19 protein-coding genes and 1 pseudogene are annotated in these 23,340 nt (G+C 68.2%); 10 read left to right on the top strand and 10 right to left on the bottom strand.

Annotation, left to right across the window (positions count from 1 at the left end):
- Positions 1–184 precede the first annotated feature (184 nt).
- Complete coding sequence (locus OG905_RS38020; RefSeq protein WP_328681717.1) at positions 185–1,585, top strand: CBM96 family carbohydrate-binding protein; 1,401 nt, start codon at positions 185–187, stop codon at positions 1,583–1,585.
- 264 nt (positions 1,586–1,849) lie between these two features.
- Here the strand turns inward: OG905_RS38020 and OG905_RS38015 are convergent.
- The 4 genes and pseudogenes from OG905_RS38015 to folE all read right to left on the bottom strand — a co-directional run bounded on the left by OG905_RS38015 (position 1,850) and on the right by folE (position 6,130).
- Positions 1,850–3,402, bottom strand: a pseudogene (locus OG905_RS38015) (ISL3 family transposase).
- 44 nt (positions 3,403–3,446) lie between these two features.
- On the bottom strand, positions 3,447–4,100 hold the full coding sequence (locus OG905_RS38010) for an NUDIX hydrolase (protein WP_328681714.1): 654 nt from the start codon (positions 4,098–4,100) through the stop codon (positions 3,447–3,449).
- A 73-nt stretch (positions 4,101–4,173) separates the two neighbouring features.
- Positions 4,174–5,397, bottom strand: coding sequence for an MFS transporter (locus OG905_RS38005; RefSeq protein ID WP_328682820.1), 1,224 nt, complete (start codon positions 5,395–5,397; stop codon positions 4,174–4,176).
- 199 nt (positions 5,398–5,596) lie between these two features.
- Positions 5,597–6,130, bottom strand: a complete 534-nt coding sequence (gene folE, locus OG905_RS38000; protein WP_328681712.1) for a GTP cyclohydrolase I — start codon at positions 6,128–6,130, stop codon at positions 5,597–5,599.
- A 278-nt stretch (positions 6,131–6,408) separates the two neighbouring features.
- On the opposite strand from folE, the gene OG905_RS37995 reads away from it, so the two are divergent.
- From OG905_RS37995 to OG905_RS37965, 7 genes are all read left to right on the top strand, one after another.
- Positions 6,409–6,534 (top strand): hypothetical protein, encoded by a 126-nt coding sequence (locus tag OG905_RS37995; protein ID WP_328681710.1) that lies wholly within the window; start codon positions 6,409–6,411, stop codon positions 6,532–6,534.
- Between the two features lie 366 nt (positions 6,535–6,900).
- Positions 6,901–7,929, top strand: a complete 1,029-nt coding sequence (locus OG905_RS37990; RefSeq protein WP_328681708.1) for a serine/threonine-protein kinase — start codon at positions 6,901–6,903, stop codon at positions 7,927–7,929.
- Positions 7,916–8,371, top strand: coding sequence for a hypothetical protein (locus tag OG905_RS37985; protein WP_328681706.1), 456 nt, complete (start codon positions 7,916–7,918; stop codon positions 8,369–8,371). Before OG905_RS37990 ends, OG905_RS37985 begins: the two co-directional genes overlap by 14 nt.
- An 87-nt stretch (positions 8,372–8,458) precedes the next feature.
- Positions 8,459–9,415, top strand: coding sequence for a hypothetical protein (locus OG905_RS37980; RefSeq protein WP_328681705.1), 957 nt, complete (start codon positions 8,459–8,461; stop codon positions 9,413–9,415).
- Positions 9,405–10,169 carry a vWA domain-containing protein gene (locus OG905_RS37975; protein ID WP_324975816.1) on the top strand — a complete coding sequence of 255 codons (765 nt, stop codon included), beginning with the start codon at positions 9,405–9,407 and terminating at the stop codon, positions 10,167–10,169. Before OG905_RS37980 ends, OG905_RS37975 begins: the two co-directional genes overlap by 11 nt.
- A 15-nt stretch (positions 10,170–10,184) precedes the next feature.
- The gene (locus OG905_RS37970; protein WP_328681701.1) at positions 10,185–10,979 is read left to right on the top strand and encodes a PP2C family serine/threonine-protein phosphatase; all 795 of its coding nucleotides are present in this window, start codon (positions 10,185–10,187) and stop codon (positions 10,977–10,979) included.
- Entirely contained in the window at positions 10,976–12,142 is a 1,167-nt protein-coding gene (locus OG905_RS37965) for a hypothetical protein (protein ID WP_328681699.1), read from the top strand. The genes OG905_RS37970 and OG905_RS37965 overlap by 4 nt, the downstream gene beginning before the upstream one ends.
- A gap of 133 nt (positions 12,143–12,275) precedes the next feature.
- Here OG905_RS37965 and OG905_RS37960 read toward each other — a convergent pair whose 3' ends face one another.
- Positions 12,276–12,515, bottom strand: a complete 240-nt coding sequence (locus OG905_RS37960) for an ArsR/SmtB family transcription factor (protein WP_328681697.1) — start codon at positions 12,513–12,515, stop codon at positions 12,276–12,278.
- Positions 12,516–13,426: 911 nt separating this feature from the next.
- On the opposite strand from OG905_RS37960, the gene OG905_RS37955 reads away from it, so the two are divergent.
- On the top strand, positions 13,427–14,824 hold the full coding sequence (locus OG905_RS37955; protein WP_328681696.1) for an alpha/beta fold hydrolase: 1,398 nt from the start codon (positions 13,427–13,429) through the stop codon (positions 14,822–14,824).
- A 242-nt stretch (positions 14,825–15,066) separates the two neighbouring features.
- Here OG905_RS37955 and OG905_RS37950 read toward each other — a convergent pair whose 3' ends face one another.
- The 4 genes from OG905_RS37950 to rph form a co-directional block, all read right to left on the bottom strand.
- The gene (locus tag OG905_RS37950) at positions 15,067–15,846 is read right to left on the bottom strand and encodes a calcium-binding protein (protein WP_328681694.1); all 780 of its coding nucleotides are present in this window, start codon (positions 15,844–15,846) and stop codon (positions 15,067–15,069) included.
- 65 nt (positions 15,847–15,911) lie between these two features.
- Positions 15,912–16,562 carry a calcium-binding protein gene (locus OG905_RS37945; RefSeq protein WP_328681693.1) on the bottom strand — a complete coding sequence of 217 codons (651 nt, stop codon included), beginning with the start codon at positions 16,560–16,562 and terminating at the stop codon, positions 15,912–15,914.
- A 960-nt stretch (positions 16,563–17,522) separates the two neighbouring features.
- Positions 17,523–18,239 (bottom strand): MerR family transcriptional regulator, encoded by a 717-nt coding sequence (locus OG905_RS37940; protein WP_328681691.1) that lies wholly within the window; start codon positions 18,237–18,239, stop codon positions 17,523–17,525.
- Between the two features lie 282 nt (positions 18,240–18,521).
- Positions 18,522–21,122 (bottom strand): rifamycin-inactivating phosphotransferase, encoded by a 2,601-nt coding sequence (gene rph, locus OG905_RS37935; protein WP_328681689.1) that lies wholly within the window; start codon positions 21,120–21,122, stop codon positions 18,522–18,524.
- A gap of 829 nt (positions 21,123–21,951) precedes the next feature.
- Between rph and OG905_RS37930 the strand changes: the two genes are divergently transcribed.
- The gene (locus OG905_RS37930; RefSeq protein ID WP_328681688.1) at positions 21,952–22,149 is read left to right on the top strand and encodes a hypothetical protein; all 198 of its coding nucleotides are present in this window, start codon (positions 21,952–21,954) and stop codon (positions 22,147–22,149) included.
- 390 nt (positions 22,150–22,539) lie between these two features.
- Here OG905_RS37930 and OG905_RS37925 read toward each other — a convergent pair whose 3' ends face one another.
- Complete coding sequence (locus tag OG905_RS37925) at positions 22,540–23,055, bottom strand: GNAT family N-acetyltransferase (protein WP_328681686.1); 516 nt, start codon at positions 23,053–23,055, stop codon at positions 22,540–22,542.
- Between the last annotated feature and the right edge of the window lie 285 nt (positions 23,056–23,340).

The following is a 23,340-nucleotide window of genomic DNA, read 5'->3' as shown; positions in this document are numbered from 1 at the left end:
GAACAGGCATGCAGGACATGAACAGCCAGTGGCCTGCTCACAGCCCGTCAGAACACTTGAGCGGGCGCGAAAAGACCTCACCAACAGCACGCACAGCGTTCATCCAATCGCGTGGTGATGGCTCCGGTGGGTCCCTAGGTTCCCTGACGCCCTCCACAGCCCTCACCTCAGATGGGATCACCAGATGGGCAACCGCCACGTCCGGAGAGCAGCGATCGCTGGAGGATCAGCCGCGCTGACGACCGCCGCCATCGCCGCCTTGCTCACCACCGCCCCCACGGCCACCGCAGCCTCCTCCACCTTCACCCCCGTTGCCGACACCTACGTGCAGGGCAGCACCCCGTCCACCAACTACGGCACCTCGACCCAGTTCGTGGTCGACAACTCTCCGGTGCGCCAGTCGTTCCTGAAGTTCGCCGTCAGCGGTCTGACCGAGCCGGTGACCAGTGCCAAGCTGCGGATCCGCACCATCAGCGGGAACAACGGCAGCAACACCGGCGGCACGTTCAAATCGATGACCAGCACCACGTGGTCGGAGACCGGCACGACCTGGAACAACAAGCCTGCCATCGACGGAGTGACCCTTGGCAGCCTCGGCTCGGTCGCCAAGGACACGTGGTACGAGATCGATGTGACCGCGCTGGTCACCGACAACGGCACCTTCAGCATCGGTGCGACCTCCAGCAACGCCGACGGCGCCTACTACGACTCGCGGGAGAGTGGCGCCGACGCCCCGCAGTTGGTGATCACCACCGGCACCGGCCCCTCGCCGAGCCCCACCTCCACCCCGCCTCCCACGGGCGACCCGGTGCTGGTCGGCGCCGGTGACATCTCCAACTCCGGCTCCGGCGACACCGCGACCGCCAATCTGCTGGACGGCATCCCCGGCACGGTGTTCACCGCCGGTGACAACGTCTACGACAGCGGCACGGCTTCGGAGTTCGCCACGTACTACGACCCGACGTGGGGCCGGCACAAGGCGCGCACCAAGCCGGCGCCTGGCAACCACGACTACAACACCTCCGGCGCCACCGGCTACTACGGCTACTTCGGCGCCAGCGCCGGACCGTCCGGGCGGGGCTACTACTCCTACGACCTGGGCAGCTGGCACGTGGTCTCGCTGAACTCTGAGGTCAGCATGTCCGTCGGCTCGGCGCAGGAGCAGTGGCTGCGGTCAGACCTGGCCGGCAGCACCAAGTCGTGCACACTCGCCTACTGGCACAAGCCGCGGTTCACGTCGGGCGCCAACCATGCTCCTGAAACCTCCACCGGCCCTCTCGTCCAGGCGCTCTACGACAACAACGCCGACGTGATCGTCACAGGCCACAACCACCAGTACGAGCGTTTCGCTCAAATGAACCCGAGCGGCCAGCTCGACACCGCCCGCGGCGCCCGGCACTTCGTCGCCGGCATGGGCGGCGCCAGCCACTACAGCTTCGGCACCATCCTGCCCAACAGCCAGGCCCGCAACAGCGACACCTACGGCCTGCTCAAGTTCACCCTGCACTCCAACAGTTACGACTGGCAGTTCGTGCCCGAGGCCGGCAAGACCTACAGCGACAGCGGCACCACCAGCTGCCACTGAGCGATCACCTCTCGCACGACGCGGGGGCTGTCCGCAACCAAACCACGGACGGCCCCCGCTGACTGCTCACACGGCGTACATCCCCCGCTCTGGCCAGCCTCCTTGGTGGCCAAGCCGGTGGCCGTTCCCGCGGATTTCCGCATCGACCTGTAGGCGCATCAGACAACCCCGCTGCTTTACTGGTCACCGGCCGCATCTTCCATGATCAGGAGTTGCACCGTTCGCTTGGCCCTGGCTCACATTCGGTGGTGGCGGAGGGTGACGCTATCCGAGGAGGATGCGGTGGCGGAGGAGCGGGAAGCCTGCCCGGCCGTACATCTGCCGCGCGATCAGCTTGGTTTTGGTGTTGACGCCCTCGGTGGGTCCGTTGCTGTGCGGGAGGGTGAGAGCGGCGATCACAGCGTCACGGTCTCGCTCCAGCCCTCGGGTGAAGGCGTGCAGGTGCGGCAGATCGGCCGCGCGGACCTGGGCGATCCAGAACTCGAGCGTGTCGGCATTTCCTGGGTGTGGCTTCAGGAGCTGGGCGAAGGTCCGGATGTGGGCGGCCAGTTGTGTCACCTCGGGGCAGGCGGCGGTGAGCCGGGCGAGGAGGCCGTGATGCTCTGACGTGAGGTTGTCGGGCCTGGTGAGCAGCATCCGGGCGAGCCTGCGCGCGGAGATGTGGCTGCGTTCGGCGTCCGCGCGGCCTTGGTTGATGTACTTGTGAAGCAGGTTGACGCAGCCCGTGAACCCGAGGCTTTGATCTCTTCGAAGAGGTGCAGGACGGGGACGGCGAAGTCTTCGGCCCGGCGTTTTCGCAGGTGCTCGCGGTAGGGATCGACAAGGCTGGCCCGGTACTTGGGGACGCGGAGCATCCGCTCGGGTCGGTCGGCGCGGGCGTAGCGCTTGACGGTGTTCAGGGACAGTTGCAGGCGGCGGGCACATTCGAGCAGGCCCACGCCCGCCTCGAGGAGGTCGTGGACCTGGTGCCAGCGCTCCAGGGTGGTCTGGGCGCGGGGCCCGTCGTACAGGGGTGCGTCCAGCACGGTGGCCCAGCAGCCGCTGTGCGCCTTGACCTCGCTCAGGGCGCCTTCGCACAGGTTGTGCCACAAATGCCAGCGATCAGCGACCTGTGTTGCCTTGGGCAGGGCGCGGCGGATGGCCTCGGCGTAGGTGGCCGAGCCGTCGCGGCACACGATCTCGACGCCCGGATGGGTCCGCAGCCACGATTCCAGGGTGTCGGCCGTGCGGTCGGGCAGTACGTCGATCCGCTCATGGGTCTCGGCGTCGATCACCACGGTGGCATAGCGGTGCCGCCGGCGCAGAGCGAAATCGTCGACGCCGATCACGCGAGGCACCCGCCCGACGGCCAACGGGATGCGCAACAGGGCGCGCAGGGCAGTGTGACGCGACAAGCCCACCGCGAGTATCGAAAGCAAACGTGCCCCCGCCCGGCCCGCTAACTCTTTGACCACGGCCTTGACTTGCCTGGTCAGACGGGCTGTGCGTCGCTGGTATCGCTCCAGCACGCCAGGCACCTGCTCGCGGAAGGTGTGACGGCAGCCGCGCGTGGGACACACCAGGCGCCGCACCCGCACACGGACCACCACCCGCCGCCCGTCCACCGGTACGTCGGCCACGGTCCGCAGGTGAAAGCCGTGCACACGATCGGACGGCGCCCCGCAACCCGGACACGGCACCGGTTCCTCCGGCGTCCGTGCCCGCACCAGAATCCGCTCGGCCTCGTCGGTCACATCCTCGATGGCCAGCGGCGACAGACCCGAAAACACCACATCTACAAGCTCGTTGACATCACGCACGCCATGCCAACGACCCATCACAACCCTCCGTCACCACCGAATGTGAGACAGGGCCGTTCGCTTCACAGCCCCTCCCCGGGAGTGCGCCCGACGGCGTACAGGAGTCTGTCGGAATACCGATCGATCATGTGCTCCACGGCGAACGTCGGCTGGGCGGAGAGTGCTTGGTCAAGAGTGAGCCAGAGGGGCGCCTCACCTTCCTCGTTCACCGTCAATTCCCCCTGAGCTCCGGCTGCCCGGTGGTCGTCGACGTCCAGCAGATAGGCGTGCCAACGATGGGCGTCGGAGCCCCTCCTGCACATGTCTCCGTTGAGATGCTCGTCCGCCACGAGCCGGAGGTCCCCGTGCGCGTCGCGGATTCCTACCTCCTCCCAGAGCTCCCGCGCTGCCGCGCGCTTGGGGTCCTCTCCGCGTTCGACATGGCCTGCGGGCACGGTCAGACGGTAGGGAAAGGCAGTTCTCTGGAAGAAGAGAAATCTCCCTCGTGGGTCCCGTACGAATACGCCGGCACTCTCATGCCAGTACTCGCCGTCTGAATCGGTCCACCAGCAGATGCGGGGATCGACGACGACGGCTCTTTCGGCCTCGCGGCCGCACGAAGCGCAGGTGCACCGTTTCCTTCCGGCCACGACGATCCATTCGACGGTCTCGGCGTGGCAGTACAGGCAGTACTCGCCATGGGTGTCGTCCCGCAGTGGGAGGAAGTCGATTTTCATCCTGCCCCCCTTTCAAGGAGAAGGCCGCCGCCAGCCGAACGGCATTGAGGGAACCCCCACAGCCGTGGCTCGGTCAGATTCTGTTGCGGTTGGGCTTGCTGACGTCCGGCGCCTTCCGCAAGGGCTCCGATCCCTCCCCCACGTCCACACCGTCCCGTGCGTCGAGCGATCGGGACACGTCGTCTGCAGTGCCGGTCGCGGACGTGCGGGCGCCGGTCAGCAGAAGGACTGTGCCAAGTCCGCCGAAGACGAAGGTCACGGCTGCGACGGCGCCCCATCCCGCCGCAGCGATGGCCAGGCCGAAGACCGGTGGTCCCAACAGCATGCCGACACTTCCGAGTTGGTTGAGGATGCCATTGGCGACATCGACATGCTCAGCACGGCTCACCGCGGCGGGGACGGCAGCGAAGACTGCGGAGATCAGCAGTCCGTCGACGAGGAGAACAAGCGTGGCGGCGGCCCCGCTGACCGCGAGTGGGAATTCGGCCGAGAAGGCGGGGAGGCAGGCTCCCGGCATCAGTACGCCCAGCGGGACGAGCGAGGAGAGGCCCCAGCCGCGCCGCAGCAGCCAGCTGGCGGCAAGCCCCCCGACCGCGCTACCCAGGCAGACGAGTGCCACCACGGTACCGGCCACCGTCGGCGTTACCTCTCGGCGCTCGGTGAGGAAGAGCGGGAGGACCATCACCACACCGACGCCGACCAGCGACAGGCTTCCGTACGCCGCGCCGAGCCTCAGCGGCCCGTTCCACGTGCCGACTGCACGATGAGGGTACTGGACGGGCGTCCTCGGCAGCCGAGGCAGGACGGTGGTGAGCACTCCGGCCATGATCAACGGCCCGAGCGCTGTGAGGGCCAGCCATCGGTTCCACGTCCACTGGGATGCCAGGACACCGCCCATGGCCGCGGCGATGGCAAGACCCATCGGAACGCACGTCCCCCACAACGCGAGCGCTGCGGATCGGATGCCGCCCTGCGTCATGCGGGTGAGAACGACTGGACCCGCCACGAACACCAGCAGGTAGCCGACTCCTTCAGCGACACGCGACACCAGCAGCAGGCCCCAGGATCCGGCGGTCGCGCTCGTGGCGGTTGCCACCGACATGACGAACAGGCCCCAGGACAGGGCCCGGTGGGCGCCGAAGCGACGGATCCACCATCCCGCCGGAATGCCGAGGACTGCGCTCACGGCCGTAATGCTCGATGTGGCCCAGGCGAGCTCACCGGCTGACAACCCCAGTGACGAACGCAGGGCGGATCCCGCCGGTGAGACAGCACCCAGGCCGACTGCCGCCACCACGCCGGCGAGCCATGTCGCCACAACGTACTTCCAGGGTGACGTCGGCACGCGGCGGTGGCTGCCTCTCTTCCTGTCGCGCACGGGTTCTCCTTGTGGTGGCCGGCGTGTTGTCCCGCACGGCGGTCGTCCAGGGCCGGGTGACCGGTGTCGCGTGACGGGAGGGTCGTCCCTTGAGCACCTCCCGCCACGCGAGTCCGGATCAGTCGTCCAGGCCGAACTTGCCCAGCAACTCCTGATGGCCCGCCACATATGAGGTGTCGGTGATCACGGTCTGGTCGGAAGGACCGCGGCTGCACATGCACAGGTGGCGGCTACGGGAGGTGACTCGCACGGCTTTTGCGCCGCCGGAGGACATGATCTCTTCTGCGATCTCCTTGACGAGGTACTCCTGGATCTGGAAGCGCCGGCTGAACGCCTGGACCAGGCGAGGGAATTTCCCGAGTCCGAGAATGCGGTCACCGGGGACGTAGGAGATGTCGACCTTCCCGAAGAACGGCAGGAAGTGGTGGGCGCAGATCGAGAAGAAGTTGTTCTCCTGGACACGCACCACGCCGGTGTGCTCGCCGTTCACCAGGCAGGTGGTCTTGAGGATCTTTGAGGTGTCGATCTCATAGCCGCTCAGCAGCTCGCGATAGGCCCGGACGATGCGGTCTTCGCACTCCGGGCCGCTGTACCACCCGAGCGCCCTCGTGTCGGTGGTTACATTTGTTTTGAGCCAGTCTTCAATGGTCACCTGCGGCCTCCATTCCCACTTCCACCAAGGGCTCCGAAACCCGGTGGAGTTATTTCACTATCCACCCAGTTGCATTCGTTGAGAACATCGCCCGCATGGCTGACACTCGATCAGCCCAATGCGCGGGTGATATTCTAATACCTAAGTATTCAAAGCCGCGGAGAAAATTAACGTTTCCCCTATGCTTGAACCGGGTGGCTGGCGGGAACCCGGCGCCCGAATGGCAAAGAAAAGGCGCCTGTTGAGCGCCGGAGCACGGCCAGCTCATTCTGCCCGTCGTGCAATGCCTCAACACTGCGCCCCAGGGCAGCGTCAAGGTCACGGGGCACGGTGTGAAGGTGACCGTCACCGGCGACGCCGGTGACGACCTGACCATCAGCGTGGTCAACCCGTCGGCTCCCTGACGGCGCGGCGCCACGGTGACGGTCGCCGGGACATCCCCGCGGTGTCCCGGCCCCGGAGCCGACGGCAGGCGTCAGCCCAGGTCGCGGATCGTGCCTGGGAACTGGTTGATCAGGGACAGACCCCAGATGAACCGCTCCGCCAGCACAGGGACAGGTTCGCCGCGACGACCTCCGCGGGTTGACGATGCCGCCCCCAGCAGTCCGGCCTCGTTGCGGCGGCCGAAGAGGTTCTCCGCAGGTCCGGCCCCGCCTGTTCGCCCTGTCCGTCAACGGGCTGCTGGGCGGGAAGCGCTGACGCTGCGGCGAATATGCGCGTGGAGGGAACCCCGGCGGGGTTTTCGCGGAACAATCTGCCTATCCACGGCGGTGTGCGTAGGCCGCCGAAGCCTTGGAACGGGGGTGGCGGAGTTGCGCACACCAGTGAGCGATCCGCAGTGCGTCGGGCCCTATCGGATCGTGGGCAGGTTAGGTTCAGGCGGGATGGGCTGGGTCTATCTGGGGCGTTCAGCGAGCGGGCGGGCGGTGGCCGTCAAGGTCGTACGGCCGGAGCTTGCGGACGATCAGGAGTTCCGCACACGCTTCGCCCGCGAGGTGGCCGCCGCGCGGGCGGTGAGCGGGGCGTTCACGGCCGCGGTGATCGACGCCGATACGGACGGGCGGCTGCCGTGGCTGGCCACCGTGTATGTGCCCGGTCCATCCCTGGCGGAGGCGGTCACCCGGCACGGGCCGTTCCAGGAGTCGCAAGTGCGGCGGCTGGGCGCGGGGCTGGTGGAGGCGCTGCAGGTGATTCATGCCGCCGGGCTGGTGCACCGGGATCTGAAGCCGTCGAACGTACTGCTGGCCGAGGACGGGCCGCGGGTGATCGACTTCGGGATATCGCGGTTTGCCGGGTCCAGTGCGATCACCCGCCCCGGAGTGATGATCGGTACGCCCGCGTTCATGTCGCCCGAGCAGATGACCGGGGGGCCGGCCGGTCCGGCGAGCGATGTGTTCTCACTGGGCGGCGTGCTGGCCTTTGCCGCCACCGGCAACGGCCCCTTCGGAGGCGGTCAGGGTCTGCTGTACCGGGTCGTCCACGAGGAGCCCTCGCTGGACGCGGTCCCGGACGGGCTGCGCGATCTGATCGGGCGGTGTCTGGCGAAGAGACCGGAGCCCCGGCCTGCGCTCGCCGCGCTACTGGACGAGCTTTTGCTGCCACGCCCCACGCGGTCCAGTTGGCCGCCCCCGTCCGTCGCCGAGTCCATTCGTGTCCGTACGGGCGAACTGGCAGGACGCCGGGCCGGTTCGGCGGGCACCTCCATTCCGTCCTGTCTGCTGCTGCACGCCCAGGCGCTGCTGGACGCCGGGCTGACCGACCGCCTGGTGGTCGAGGCGGTGAGCCGTGCGGGAGGCTGAGACGGCAGCGGGCGGCGGACTCGAACTGGGCACCAACTGGCGGCGACTGGTGGACGGCTGGACGGCCGCGGGCAATATCCATTCCGTCGCGGACACCACGTCAGTCTCCATGGAATTCAATCTTCCAGAGGTGGGGCGGGTGGTGACGGTGAGGTTTATGACGACGACCAGACTGCTCGTCGCCTTCATGACGGACGGCCGTTTCCTCAAGCCCGAACAGCTGGCGCTGGCCGCCGCGGCGGCGAACGCCTGGAATACCGAACAGTTGCTGCCCATGCTGTCCGTCTGGGACGTCAGAGGGCCGCAGCCCTGCCTTGCGGGCGTCTGCTCCTTGCCGCTGACCTGCAGGATGACGCAGTCGGACTTCAACACACTGGCCGCGGACTGGGCTGGACGGGCCCGCCAGATGTTCACCCGCTGCCATCAGGTGTTCCGGCTCTGAGAGCGGTGAGTTATTACGCCAATACCGGTTTAAGAGCAGTCGGTTCACCGTAGAATCACGGTGAATTCCCGGGCCGTAGGGGGCAAGATGGGCCGGAAACGGGTGGGCGCGTCGCTGTTCACCGCATTCCTCGCGCTGCTGATCGCGACGGCGATTCCCGGCGCTTCTTCCTGGGCGGACCCGACGGCCACGTGCAAGGCCGACCGTCCCGGCCTCGGGGCCGACCTGCTGCGCTGCTGGTCCGACGCCGCGAAGGCCGGCGGCGGCCGCACGGTCGTCGTGACCCTGCATCAGCCGCTGCGTCTCGACGTCGCGGCGAAGGACTTGCAACTGGTCCGCCACAAAAAGGCCTTCAAGAGCGGGGAGTTGGTCGTCACCCTCCCGCCGAAGAGCGAGAGCGGCGCGGGCGGGACCGTGCTCCTCGTGCTGGCCGGCCATCGGATCGTGGGTGGGGACAGCGTCATCACGCAGCTGGACAGCGGGACCGTCGCGGCGCTGAAGAAGGCCGATGCGTGCGACGCCCTGTGCAACAAGGCAGCTTCCGGCACGGTCAGGGGCAGCGAACTCATCAAGGCGAAGCTGGCCGCCGACCGCTACGCCGTCATCACACCGGAGACCGAGAGCTCGGGTCCGTACTGGGTACTGGTCGCGCTCACCGCCGCGCTGGCCGCGCTGATACTCGTCTTCGCCTGGGCCGTCAGGCGCTCCAAGGGGCCGAAGGCAACGGCGTACAACTCTCACCCGCCCGTCCTCCCCACTGGTGGCCGCGCCGCCGCCCCGGCGCCGCTCCCACATCCCCCGCGGCGTGCCCGCCGCCCCGTAGTCGTACCGGGCGGTCCGCTGCGATCGGCCGTCGTACGCACGGAACTCCATCCCCAGGGGTACGTCGAGCTCGACCACTGCCTGCACCGGGCGACATGGGCCGACGACGACCGGTCGCCGTCGGCACTCGGCTGCCTCGTCGACGTGGCCGAGCAGGAGTCGGGAGTGCTGCTGGCCTTCCCGTCCGCGAGCCGTGAGACCAGGAGTAGCCATGCGAAGTGACCAGCCGCCCAAGACACTTCCGATGGAGTACGCCGACATCGAGTTCGAGAACAACGCGCAGCGCCTTCCCCTGGTGCTGTGTCTCGACATCTCCAGCTCCATGGCCGGCCCGCCCATACAGATGCTCAACGACGCGCTGCGGGGGTGGACGCAGGAGCTCCACGACGACGTCAGCCTCAGCTACAGCGTCGAGGTCGCCGTGGTCACCTTCGGCGGGCAGGGTGTGGGCGCCTGGAAGGGACCGCATCTGCTGGACCCCCGGACGCCGACCAGCCCGTTCGTACCGGCGCACATGTTCAGTTCGCCGCAGTTCGTGGCCTCCGGGGTCACGCTGATGACCGAAGCGCTTGAGCTGACCATGCGGATCGTGGCGTCGCGCAAGGCCGAGTTGCGGCAGAGCGGGCTGCAGTACTACCGCCCGCAGATCTGCATGGTGACGGACGGGCTGCCGACGGACGCGACGGGGCATCAGACCGAGGCGTGGCGGCGGCTGGTCCCCGTACTGAGAGCCGAGCAGGACGCTCGGCACTTCCGCTTCTACGCGATCGGGGTCGGCGGAATCACGGAGCGGGGCGAGGACGTCCTGCGGGCCCTGGCTCCGACGTTCAACGCCCGGCTGCAGGGCTTCCCGTTCCGGGAACTGCTGCAAATGATGTCGGCCAGTGCGAACGCCGAGCAGAAGGGCGCCGGCGACGAGGTCTTCGAGAAGATCTTCAGCCAGTTCAAGACACAGCGCCCGGCCTGGGAATCCTGAGCGGGGGCGGGGATCGTGGACGGGCGCGCCGGGTGGCGGCTGCACGGGATGAGCGTGGAGGGGTACCGCCACCGGCGGGAGGGGGTCCCATGCCAGGATGCCTGGCACCATGCCGTCACGGGCCCGCCCGATGCGCCCGTGGAGGTCCTGGCGGTCGCCGACGGGGCAGGCAGCCGCCCGCGTTCCGATCAGGGCTCGAAGCTCGCCGTACAACTGGCGACGGCACGGTTCGGGCGGCGGGCGCCCGGGCGTTCCGCGGAGAGCGGGAAAGCGGTGCGTGCGCTGCTGGCCGGCGCTTTCCGCGATGTGCGTGAGGAGTTCTTCCGGCAGACACGAGGCGAGGCTGATGACTTCGCCACGACGCTCACCGTGGTGGTGCTCACGCCGTCCTGGCTCGGGCATGTCAGCGTCGGCGACGGCTTCGTGATCCTGCGTGCGGGAACGGAGGACGGCGAGCCGCAGTTCCATTTGCTGCCCCAGCCGGACACCGTGAGCGAGTACAGCAACGAGACCGTGTTTCTCACCTCGCCCGACGCCGAGCACCGGACGCAGGTCGACTGTGTGCGCGACGACGGGATCGACGGTGTGCTGCTGTCCACGGACGGGCTGGCGCAGGCGGCGCTGTCCTGGTCCGGCGGGCGTCCGCAGGCTCCGAACGCCTCCTTCGCCTCGGCGGTGCTGCGCTCCCTCGACCAGCCGGGGCCCGTCCCGGAGGAGGATGACGAGGCATTGGCCACGCTGTTGCGCTCGGACCGGCTCACCGCCCTGAATGGCGACGACAAGACCCTGCTGAGGGCGGTACGGCCATGACCGGGCCACGGGTGTATCTGGGCGCGGAACACGTCGTACTCGCCGAGGAACCCCTTAAGGGGGGCGGCCAGGCGGCCGTGTTCCTCGTGCTCGGCCGCGCCGATCTCGTGGTCAAGCTCTACCGGGAGCCGCCTGGCGCGGAGCAGGAGCGGCGGCTGGAGAGCATGCTCACGGTGTCCCCGCTGGGCGGCCGTCCCACGGACCGCAGCCAGCCGCCGGAACTGGCCTGGCCCACCGCGCTGGCCCACGGGTCCCGCGGGGAGTTCCTGGGGTACGCAATGCGGCGGTTCGGCGAGCCGGACCATGTGCAGCTGATCGGGCTGTTCACGCGGTCGCAGCGGCTGCGGCTCTTCCCGCCCGAGACGGACTGGAAGTTCCTGCTGGGGGTGGCCTGGAATCTGGCGTTCATGACCGCGCGCATGCATCACCAGGGCCTGATCATCGGCGACTTCTCCAGCAACAACGTCGTCGTCGACAGGAACGGCTTCGTCACCTTCCTCGACTGCGACTCGATCGCGTTCAACGATCCGGCCTCGGGCGAGCTCTTCCCGTCCCTGATGCAGACCGCGGACTACTCGGCTCCGGAGCGGCAGGCCGGCGGCCCCGCCACCCGGTCCAGTGACGACTTCGCACTGGCCGTGCTCATCTACCAGTTGCTGACCGCCGGGAACCATCCCTTCGGCGGCGTACCGCACGACAGCGACTCCGAGGCCACGGTCAAGGACAACATCGCCGCCAGCTGCTCCTACGTGGTGTGGCCGGACCGGGTCCTCGTGCCGCGGGCCGTGATCGAACCGACCGTGCTGCCGCCCTCGCTGCTCGAGCTGGCGCGCCGCGCGTTCGGTCCCGGGGTGCAGAATCCGCCCGCCCGGCCGGCTGCGCAGGAGTGGCTCAAAGCGCTGGACGGCGAACGCTCACAGATACGCAACTGTGCCGAGCGGCCGCGTCACAGTTACGGCTCCCATCTGGGCGCGTGCCCGTGGTGCGCCCGCGCGGCGGCGACGGGCCAGGATGTGTTCAATCCGCCGTCGACAGTCCCCGGAGGCGCTGGAGGCCCGGCGGGCGCCGTGCCGCAAGGCCAGGGCGGGTGGAGGCCCTCGGCAAAGACCGTGGCGGTCCTCGTCGCGGTCCTCGTGCTGATCATCCTGGTGGCGGTGCTGTGAGGTAGCGCCCAGTCAGGAGCGAGCCGCGCGCCCCAATCCAGAGCGGGCGGCCATCGCCGAGCAGTCGCGCGTGGCACCACCGCACCCGCACCCGCAGGCGAACGTGGACGGGCGACGGCATCACCTGCCGTGTCTACCGGCTCCCGGACAGACGCGAACCCGCCGGCGTGCGGCGGTAGAGCACCGCCCGTCCGGACCGGGCGCGGACGACGAGGCCCGCCCGGTGCAGCACGCCCAGGTGGTACGAAACCGTGGCGGGACTGAGGAAGTGACGTGCCGCGAGCTGGGCGGTGGAAGCCGGTCGTGCCAGCGCCGCGAGCAGCCCGGCGCGGGTGGGTCCGAGCAGCCTGGCCAGTTCGGCGGAGGGTGCCACCGGCCACGGTGGCCTTGTCGCGCACGGGATAGGCCACCATCGGCGGCCTGCGTCCCGCCCGCACCGGATCCACGGCCACGGCCGGCTCCGGCGCAACCAGCGACGGCACCACGACCACCAAGGGCACGGTCAGCTCGATCGTGAACCGGCTGTCCACGCACAGCGTGCCGTCAGCCCACCGGATGCCCGGGTGCAGGGAGTTGAAGAGCCCGGCCGCGCCGCGCCGGGCCAGCACGCCGGCGCACCGGTCGACCTCCGCGTCGAGGGTGGTCTTCGCGGCCTCCCAGTGCGGGGCGAAGGCCAGGCCCCAGTAGCGCCGCAGTTCGTCCGCGGCCTGCCGCGCAACGTACTCGCCGCCCCGCGCCACCGCCCGCCGTACCGCTGCGGGCAGCTCCGATCCGGCCAGGCCGTTGCACGGGCGTCCGTCGCGCAGCGCCGCCAGCTCGCCCAGGACGCGCTCGGGCGCAGTGGACCGGACCCGCTCGAGCTCCTCCTCGACGGTGGGCGAGGGCCCGGACGGATGCGGACTGAGGAAATCCGGCACATAGCCGCCACCGTCCAGGGCCAGCTCCGACAGCAGCGGCAGCCGTGCACGGCGCAGCACGCGGCGGGCGCGTGTGACCCACGGATCAGCATCAGGGCCCGGGCGCAAGCCCCATGGCAGCAGCGTCGCGGTGACCTCGTGCAACGGTGAGACCGCGAAGCGGGAGTGAGCCAGCCCGGTGGCGTCCACGGTGAGTTCGATCATGGTCCTCCCCGCCGTCCCTTCGAACCTGCTCGAATCGTGGCACGGAAGCTCGCCGTAAGGAGCCTGCTCGGCGCAGTCTGGTGGCCGACGGAGACGAGGGGGCGCGGGCGTGCGACGGACACAGGGAATGCCGGGGATGCGGGGAACACCGGGCGTATGGGGGGTGCGGAGACCCAGAGCGCTGGCGACGGTCGCTCTGGCCGCCGTCAGCGTGCTGATGTTGTCGGGGACGTGCACGTCGACGGCGCAGGACCGGGCGGCTGCGGCGTCGGCCGGGGAGAGCGGGGGACTCTCCGGCGCCGCGGCCTGCCCTGGCTTGGAGGGCTACACCTGCGCCACGTTGACGGTCCCGCTCGACCACAGCGGCGGCGTGTCGGACCGGCTGGGCCTGAAGGTCGCGATGGCGGACAACGTGAAGGCCCCGAAGGGCGTGCTGCTGTTCCTGACGGGCGGTCCGGGGCAGCCGGGTGTGCCGTTCGTGGAACGGCTGAGCAAAAAGCTGACGCCGTTGCTGCAGGACTACCGCCTCGTCATGGTCGACCAGCGCGGCACCGGCGACAATGCGCTGCAATGCCCGCAGCTGCAGAAGGAGATGGGGTCGTCCGATCTCACACCGCCCACCGTGCGGGCGGTGACGGACTGCGCCGTGGCCATCGGCCCGGACCGCCGCTTCTACAGCACGAGCGACACGGTCGCCGACCTGGAGCTGCTGCGCCGGGCGCTGGGCGTGCCGAAAATGACGCTCGACGGTGTCTCGTACGGCACGTACACCGCTGAGCGGTACTCCCTGACGCACCCTCAGCACGTGGCGCGGCTGGTGCTGGACTCGGTGGTGCCGCAGACCGGCTACGACCCGATGGACCGCGCCGCGATGCGAGCAGCGCCGCGCGTGTTGACGGCGGCATGCGAGGCGAACGGTTGCGATACGGATCCGACGGCTGATCTGGCCAAGGTGGTGGACACGTACGACAACGGCGTCGATGTCCTCGACGCGCTGACCACCTGGGAGTTCGTGGACCCGGACTACGCGGCGATGATCGACGTTCTGCACAAGGCGGCGGGCGGCGATCCCGGACCGCTGCGGGGCCTGATCGCGGGTGTGCGGCAGGGAAGCGCGGCGACCGCGGAGGAGCTCAGCCAGGGGTTGCATGCCTCGACACTGTGCCTGGACGGGCGCTATCCGTGGGGCAGGTCGGACACGCCGGTGGCAGGGCGCCAGGAAGCTCTGGAGAAGGCGGGCGCGGAGCTGACAGCGGCCGACTACGGCCCCTTCGACGCCAATACGGCTACCGGCCTCGGCTCGATGCTCAGCTGTCTGCACTGGCCGCGCACGCCGGCGCCGCCGCTGCCGCCGGAGCACCGCCGACTCCCTGGCATACCGGTACTGCTGCTCGGCGGGGACCGGGATCTGTCGACGCCGCTGGAATGGCTGTACGACCAGAAGAAGCTGACGCCGCGAGCTCGGGTCGTGGTGGTGCCGGGTGCCGCGCACTCGGTGCAGACCAGGGCAGCGAGCGACAAGGGCCGTCAGGCGGTGTTCGACTTCCTCTTGCGGCGCTGACTGCGGGGTGGCTGAACGCGCGAGACGGACAACGACGGGGGACAACGACGGGGGCTCCGACCATCGATCCGGTCGGGGCCCTCGCCTGCCCTCGTGGGCGGCTGCCGAAGGGACGTTCGGCAGGATGCCCGGTCAGCGTCCGCGAAAGGCCGCCGTCACCACCCTGCGGTGTCGGGCCACGCAGCTGCGTGGCCCGACACCTTTCGGTCATCCGGCGGATCCGTCGGATGACAGGCGATTGCTCAGGGGCAGTTGATTGCCGTGTCGCCGGTATCGCGGTTGCAGGTGTCGAAGCCCAGGCCGCCGTCGAGGCTGTCGTTGGCGATCAGGTTGTCCACGGCGTTGAGGGTGTCATTGCCCTCGTTACCGTTGTGCGTGTCGTTGCCCCTGCCTCCGGTGACCGTGTCATTGCCCTGGTCGCCGTTGAGGGTGTCGTTGCCGTCGTCGCCGTTGAGGGTGTCGTTACCGGCATTGCCATTGATGGTGTCGTTGCCGGCCAGCCCGGAGATGGTGTCGTTGCCCGGGCCGCCGTTGATGGTGTCGTTACCCGGAGTCGCCAGCAGGCCGAAGGAGGCCGGGTCGTCGCCGACGAGCCGGTCCGCCCGAGGACCGCCGTTGAGCCGGTCGTCGCCCGCGCCACCGACCACCGTCCCCGTAACGTCAAGGTTCGGGGAGATGGTGACATCGTCATCGGCGTCCTTGGCGTTGACCCGAACCGCCGTGATGGGCAACGGGCACTCGGCTGTGTGTGCCGACGTCAGCTGACAAGGAGCGACGGCGGCCACAGTATCCCCTGTGTCCGTGACCACGACAACGTTGCCGCGCCGCCGGACGGTGATGTCGTTCGACACACCCTCGTCGGCTGTGACGACCAAGCTGTCGCCAACCTCCTCGACGACCGTGGTGCCGACGAGGACTTCGGCCCCCGGCTCCGCACCGGCCGCGGCGGAGGCGCCGACCTGCGGAGCGAGGACAAGTGCGCCGATTGCCACCATCATGGTGCAGATGCGCCGCGCTTTCATCGGTGTCCGCCTTTCGCTTCGTCCTGCCGCATGCCGGGATCTGGTGTGCTGCTCACACGCGCTCATCAGGGGCAACCGCTGACGTTGTCGCCCAGGTCGGCCCGGCAGTCGTCCACTTGAGGACCCCCTTCGACATAGTCGTTGCCGCTGACGTTGTCCACGGCGTCGATCGTGTCCCGACCGCTCCCGCCGTCGGCGTAGTCGTTGCCGGCGCCGGCGACGATCTGCTCATTGCCGCTGCCACCGTCGATCACATCGTTTCCGGCGTTGCCGTTGATGATGTCCGCGCCGCCGCGTCCCTCGATGGAGTCGTTGCCGCCGCCGCCGAAGATCCTGTCCGCTTCGGCTCCCCCGGTCAGCGTGTCGTTGCCTGCGCCACCCGAGAGGAAGTCGGAGCCCTCGTCGCCTTGGAGGGTGTCGTTGGCGGACCCGCCATAGAGGTAGTCGTCGCCCGGGCCGCCGATCAGCGTGACGCCGACGTTCGCCAGGGAGGAGGTGACATTGTCGGCCTGGTCGCCTGCGTTGACCACGAGTTCAGTGGTGTCGGCGGCCGGACACGCGACTTCGGTCGCGCTGATTGCGATGCAGTCGCCGGACGGTGCGACCGTGTCTCCGGTGTCCCTGATCCTGATGCTGGTGCCGGTCTGCCAGACGGTGATGGTGTTCCCCCGTCCCACGCCGGCGACGACAGTAATGGTCGTGCCGGTCTTGTTCACCAGCGTCGTAGCGAGAATGCCTGGCGGCGGTGCGGCGGAGGCCGCACCAGCCCCGCCCGTGAGGCACAGAATGGAACCGCACGTTGCCAGAAGTGCGACGGTGCGAAAAAGCCCTCTACTCATGGCCAACCCCCCTAAGAGTTGGGAACGTTGAATTCGGTACTGCGGCCGGCCGCATTGCGCGGGGAAATGTCAGGTTCGAAAGCGCTGGCGTGATGGATCCGGCCCATCCGGACTTCGATGCCCGGATGTCCTTGCAGCCGTCAGCAGTCGTCAGCAGTCGTCGATCATCCCCTCCCTCTCCTGCCCATGCGCCGGCGCCTACCCCGCCGATGAAGCATCAGGAACGTCCGGCCACCACAGCATGCCGGGATACGAAACCCAACCGAAGGCGAATTAACGCCATTACCGCATTCACTGTCTCCGCGCGTGGACCGCCATCCGGACCGGGCCGGGGATCAACCTTTGGACGCGCCGACGGTCGGATTCTCATCAATCGGGAGTGCAAACTGGACGGTTAGTCCGTACTGCATTGAACTATTTCCCGGCGCGGGGCGAGCGGCCTTCGAAAATGATCTGGAAGGTATTGAGGGGCGCCGTCCCATTCGTGGCCCCGGGCGGCGTCGGCCCTTGCCCAGTGGGGTGTCCGATGTCCCGCAGCAGACACACCGGCGGCAGCGGACTGAGCCTGTCCATCAACTCCGCGTACACGCTGACCAGTGGGTTGACAAAATCCGTCATACGACCGAACCCTAATGAGGCTTCAGCAGGCACATCCGGCGCAGGTGGCACTCTGAGGCGACCGCGATGCGCCCCGGCCTGGCCACGCCGATGGACTGGTCGAGTTGGAGCCTCGATGTGCTCCACAAAGGCGCTTGAGTCGCAGAGAGTCGTCCAACACGGTGTTGGGTCACTGAGGTACAGGGCGATAACGGCATGACGTCCAGGTCGCGTTGGGCGTCATCCGGTATGTCCGAGCTGGTTCAAGTAGGTATGCAGGGCCGCAGAGGCCCTGAGCCGGTCGAGACTTCGGCGGTGAAGGTCCCGTGCCCGATGGGTCAGCTCGCTGAGGACGCGCTCGGGGCTGCCGGTCGTGCGCAGTTCATTCAGGACTGCGTTGACGGTCGCGAGCGGGTAGTTGCCTCGTCGTAAAAGCGCGATGACGTGCGCTGCGTGCAGCTCCGAGCCGCTGTAGAGGCGGTATCCCGTGGACGGTTCGCGGTCCGGCCGCAGGAGACCGCGGGATTCCCAGAGCCGGAGTACGGGTGGCCGCACACCGACGGCACAAGCGACCTGGCCGATGCGCATGCCGCGATGCGCGGTGGCGGAGGAGGTCGCTTGCTGCGCCAGGACGGTTTCCAAGACGTCGTGCACTGCCGCCAGTTCGCTGCGTTCCCGGCTGAGTCGGGCATGGCTTGCATCGAGGGCGGCCAGTGCGCCTTCCAGATCGCCGTTGTGGACAGCAGACATGACGATCCGGGCGGTCGTCCAGCCGTGGCCGGCGGCTACCTCTCGGGCCGTGGCAAGGGCCTCAGCGTGTGCGCTGGTGAAGATGCGGTAGCCACTAGCGGTGCGTTCGACCGGCGGGAGAAGCCCCATCTCCACGTAATTGCGGACCTGCTGCACCGAGATCCCGGCGCTCCGCGCAAGGTCGATGACTCGCAGCCGGTTCCCCACATCGCCTCCCCCTCGCACACCGGACGCGCTCACCCTAGCCGCGGGCTATCACGAGGGGCGCTGTCCGGTAGGTGATCGAGAAAGCAGAAAGTGCCTCTGAGCTGCAACGATAGGACGTGCTGAGGGTCCTGTACGTGGTAGCGGAAGAGGCACTTCCCAGGTGAAGAACAATTACGGGTCGTGTCTGCGTGTGCGCGTTGCGGGCGGCGGTCGTGGGATGGTCATCAACTGCTTGGCGCTGTTTAGTCGGAAGTTACGGATGGGGCTTCTCGGTGTGGTCGGTCAAGGCAGGATCTCGACGTACCCGTCGGTTCCGTGCACGCGGATCCGCTGCCCGTCCCGGATCAGCCGGGTGGCCTGCTCCACGCCCACGACGGCCGGCAAGCCGTACTCCCGGGCGATCACTGCGCCATGGGTCATCAGGCCGCCCACCTCCGTCACCAGGCCCGCGATTCCGACGAACAGCGGCGACCAGCTGGGGTCCGTGAAGGTCGTGACCAGGATGTCGCCCGCTTCGAGATCGGCCTCCTCCATGTCAAGGATGACGCGGGCCCTTCCCTCGATGGTCCCGGCGGAAACCCCTAGGCCGATCAGGCCGCCGGCCGGCACGTCGTCGCGCCGGTACGCCCCGGTGACGGCCTCACCATCCGACGTGAGCACCCGGGGCGGTGTGAGCGCGTGGTACGACCGGAACGCGTCCTTGCGCTGCTGGATGAGCTGGTCATCCACCTGGTTCGAGCGCACGACGTCGTGGAGCTCCTGGAACGTGAGGTAGAAGATGTCCTCCTTCTCAGGAAGCACGTTGGCCTGCACGAGGCGCTCAGCCTCCTCCAGCAAGGCCTGCTTGTACACGAAGGAGCGGCTGACGATGCCGTACTTCGGGTACTCCCGGTACCCGATGAAGGTTCTGACCCGGTCGATCATCCGCTTGGCCTCGTCGGCCTTTTGGTCCCCGTCCGGCAGGGCCCGCAAGCGTGACAGCACGTCCTGTTCCTTCTTCTGCGCTTTCTGCCGCCCTTGCTCGAAGCGCCGCTCGGCGGCGCCCGGCTCGAAGTTCCTGACGTTGTCGAGGATCACGGGCACGAGCGTGGTGGGGCGCTCGCGCCAACGCGGCCTCGTGATGTCGATCTCGCCGACGCAGCGCATGCCGTACCGGTCGAGGTAGGCCTCGATGGCGTCGCGCGCTTCCGTCCCGCCCTCGAGCTTCGCCAGCTCGTCCAGGAAGCCCTCGTCCTCGACGCCGCCCTGCAGGAACGCCACCACCTCCGACTGCGGGCGGATGACGTCGGCGACGTCGAGCAGCGCCAGTCCCATCTCCGACGTGACGTTGTCGGGGGCGGACAGCGTGAGCGTGTCAGCCGCGTTCTTCTCGCCCAGCCACTCCTGCAGCTTGTCGTTGAGCCACCACGTGGCCTCCATCCCAGCCATGATCGCCTGCATGCTCAGCGGATCACTGAGGACTCGCTTGTGCTCCTGGAAGGCCTTCAGCAGGAAGTCGAACAGCGACGGTCCGGTCTTCGTCCGGATGTCGCGCTCCAGGGCGGCGATGGACACCTGGCTGCGCTCGATCAGCTCGGCGACGATGGCCGGATCGGTCTCGATCGGTGCGGGCGCGCCGCCGGCCGACGGCCCGCCGGGACCCGCGTCCGGGAGCGACGGGACGAAATCGTCGCGGTCGAGGACGGTCTCCAGAGCGTCCCTGATCAGCGGATCGCCTCTCCCCATGAGGTCCAGGAGGCCGGCGCGGCTCGCGGGCGAGGCCAGGCGCCGGGTGACGTCGACGAACAGCCTCCCGCCGGCCTCGTGCATCGGCACCATGGCTGTCAGCTGCCACATGGAGAACCCCAGAGGCTTCATGGGGTCGGTCATCATCTGCTGATGACCGACGGAGACGTAGACGTGATTCTCCTGGTCGTCGGTCTCGGGGATGGGGAACAGCGTCGTGATCGGCCGGCTCTGAACGATCTGGAAGTCGTCGTCGACCAGGCACCATTCGATGTCCTGTGGGCTGCCGAAGTGCGCTTCGATCCGCCGCCCGAGCTGCACGAGCCGCACGGCCTGCGCATCCGTCAGCGCCGGCTCCTCCTGCCGCTGCGAGTCGATCGCCACCTCCTGCGTACCGCCGGCCGACAGGGCGTGAACGGCACGCTGTTTGGCGGCGATCGCCTTGGCGACGACTTCGCCGTGCCGCACCTTGAAGACGTCCGGGTTCACCAGGCCGGAGACCAGGGCCTCGCCGAGGCCGAAGCCGGCGTCCACGGTGGCGACCTTCCGGTTGCCCGTGACGGGGTCGGCCGTGAACAGGATGCCTGCCGCATGCGGGAAGACCATCTGCTGCACGACCACGGCCATGTGGACCGTACGGTGGTCGATGCCGTTCCGCTGACGGTAGGTCACGGCCCGGTCGGTGAACAGCGAGGCCCAGCACCGGCTGACGTGCTGGAGGATCGCCGTCGGCCCCACGACGTTCAAATACGTGTCCTGCTGACCGGCGAAGGAGGCAGTCGGAAGGTCCTCTGCAGTCGCGCTGGATCGGACGGCGCAGGCGGCTTGCTCGCCGAGCTGGGCGGGCGCGCGGATGATCGCCGCCGCGACGTCGCCCGGGATGGCAATCCCTTCGATGGTCCGACGGATCTCCGCGCTGAGAGTGCGGATCGCCTCCCGGTCGTCCGGGTTCAGCCGCGACAGCTGATCGAGCCGATCGTCGATCGACGGCGCTTCCGCCATGACCCGCCGGAAGGCATCCGTCGTCACGCAGAAGCCGGCCGGCACGCGGATGCCTTCGATCCGCGACAGCCCGCCCAGATGCGCGCCCTTGCCGCCAACGACCGCGACCTGCATCTCGTCAACCTCTTGAAGATCCAACACGTACCGCTCAGTCATTGCGATACCTCCGAGGCAGCCGTGCTCCGTTGCACTGTGGTGGCCGATCGAATCACCGGCGCCTCCAACTCTGTCGAACCTCTTGTCGAGCACGTCCTCATCCCTGGTTGCCTTCCCTCCGACGCGTCGGCCGGCCGCTCCGCCCAGTCGGGCGGCGCGCACCCCCGCACCTCCGCGCCGAGCACTCGCAACTGCACTGCGGGTCCCACCACTGGTTCGACGTCACCGCGTCCCCCATACGTCGACAACAACACACGCACGTCGTGCCCTCATTTCCGCAGGTTGTGGCATCGGCCGACGATTCTGCGCCGTGACCCGGGTCTTGCGGCAAGCCCCCCAGCGCGCTATACGTTGAGAGTGGCAAGGAGAGAGCTCTCCTTGCCTTTGCCTTTTGCCGTCCCATGGGACTGACAAGCTTCTCGCGAAGCGGTGGCGCGCCGCGTACGGGTACGCGTCGTTGGCCCAGGCGGATGTCCCATCGGCCTACGGATGCAGCCGCGGAACCAGAAGTTCTTTCCCTTGTCGGCAAGGCCCGAACGTCGAGCGCGCCGCCATCTCCCGGAGGTCGTCCCGCCACGCGAGTGCTGAGCCAAGCTCGCCAAACGGACGCTTGACGGTCGCCGTGGCTCACATCGGGCGGCACCCAAGCGAACGGCCCCGCGCCACCCCTAGCGCCTCACCCCCGGTTGAGACTTTTCTGGCATATCGATGCACTGACCAGCAGTGGTGGTCTCCAAAGTATCCAATAGCGATTCAATGAAACAATTGACACCGCAGGGTCCTGTCCGATGGCCGGGCCGAACAGATCGCTGATTGGGAGGCGAGGAACGTGAAGTTCGTCCTCGAGGTCAACATGGTTGACGGGTGGTTAGCGGAGGATGCCGCAGGTGAGTTGGGCCGCATCCTCCGATACTGGGGCGGGAACCTCCACCATTACCCGCTGAAGCCCGGCGATGGTTCGGCCATCTACGACTCGGACTACCGCGAGGTCGGCCAGTGGTGCATTGTCGCGACCACCGAGACCTGATCCACTCGTCCGGATGGTCCCCGGGGCTTGCACCCAGCCTGCGGAGGGCGGAGTTGGTTGGTCCGTCAGGTCCGCCTGTCGCAGTGCGAAACGGTGCGGTGACCGCGCGGTTGGCGAACACCACACTTGACTGCTGGTCACCTTAGCCTTCAAGGAAGACGACCGAGCCCGTGAACGAGTCGGGAAGCCGACCGAGCGCAGGACCCGTCGCCATGAACCAGTCCAGGCTATTGGCGGAGTCCTGGTCGGCCGCCGGGGCCGCACCGAACCGGTCCCAGTCCTCTTCCGTAGGCGGGATCAGTGAGCGTCGACGCCGCCGACACCGAGAAACTCGCCCACTTCTGAGCCGAGGTGAGTTACGCCGTTCCCGCACAGGCCGTAGGGGCTCTGCTACAGCGGAATGTGGACGTCAAGGACTGGCCCGGGGGTGCGGACGGGCGGTACGTCCAGACTCTTCAGGACGTGAAGCATCGGTGTGTTGACCGCGGCGACCGCAGCGGTCAGGGTGTGGTGGCCGGCGCGGCGAGCCACATCGGCCGCATGTGCGGCCAGCGCGGTGCCCAGTCCCTTGGACTGCCACTCATCCTCGACCAGCACGGCGAGTTCGCCCACCCCCGGCCGGTCGGTCCGCATGACATTGGTCATGGCGATGATGCGGTCCCGGCACTCGGCCGTGGTGGTCACCAAGGTGGTACCGCGCTCCGGGTCGGACAGCAGCCGCCAGCCGGCCGGAGACAGCTCAGGCTTACCCGCGTGGTAGCGCAGGGCTCGGCTGCCGCGCGAGCAACGGCGATGCAGCGCCTGGACCAGTCCAAGGTCATCGGGCGTCACCTCCCGGGTCCGAGTGGTAGTGCCGTCGGTCAGCGTGATCGGGTGTGCGGTGCCTCGAGGCCCGGCGTCGGGCATTCGGCAGTCTCCTCAAATCGCGAACCAGACGGATGTGCCACGGAGTACACCGGAGCGCCCGTCCCCCGTTGGCACAGGGCAATCTTTTGCCACTTCCCCGGCCGCCTCAAGAGGGGTTCACGCCATACCGATCACACACAGCACACTCCGCATCACGGAACGCAGCGGAAGGGGACTCCCCGACCCAGCGTTCGCCTTGTTCTCTGCGTCGGCGAGGAGTCCGCGCCGCCCACCTAACACCCGGATCGGCAAGTGACGGTCGCCCAACTGGCCCTTTTCGCAACG

The organism is Streptomyces sp. NBC_00322 (assembly GCF_036147535.1).
Lineage (GTDB): Bacteria > Actinomycetota > Actinomycetes > Streptomycetales > Streptomycetaceae > Streptomyces.
Note: the sequence above shows the minus strand (reverse complement) of the source record. Positions and strands in the feature narration are given on the sequence as shown.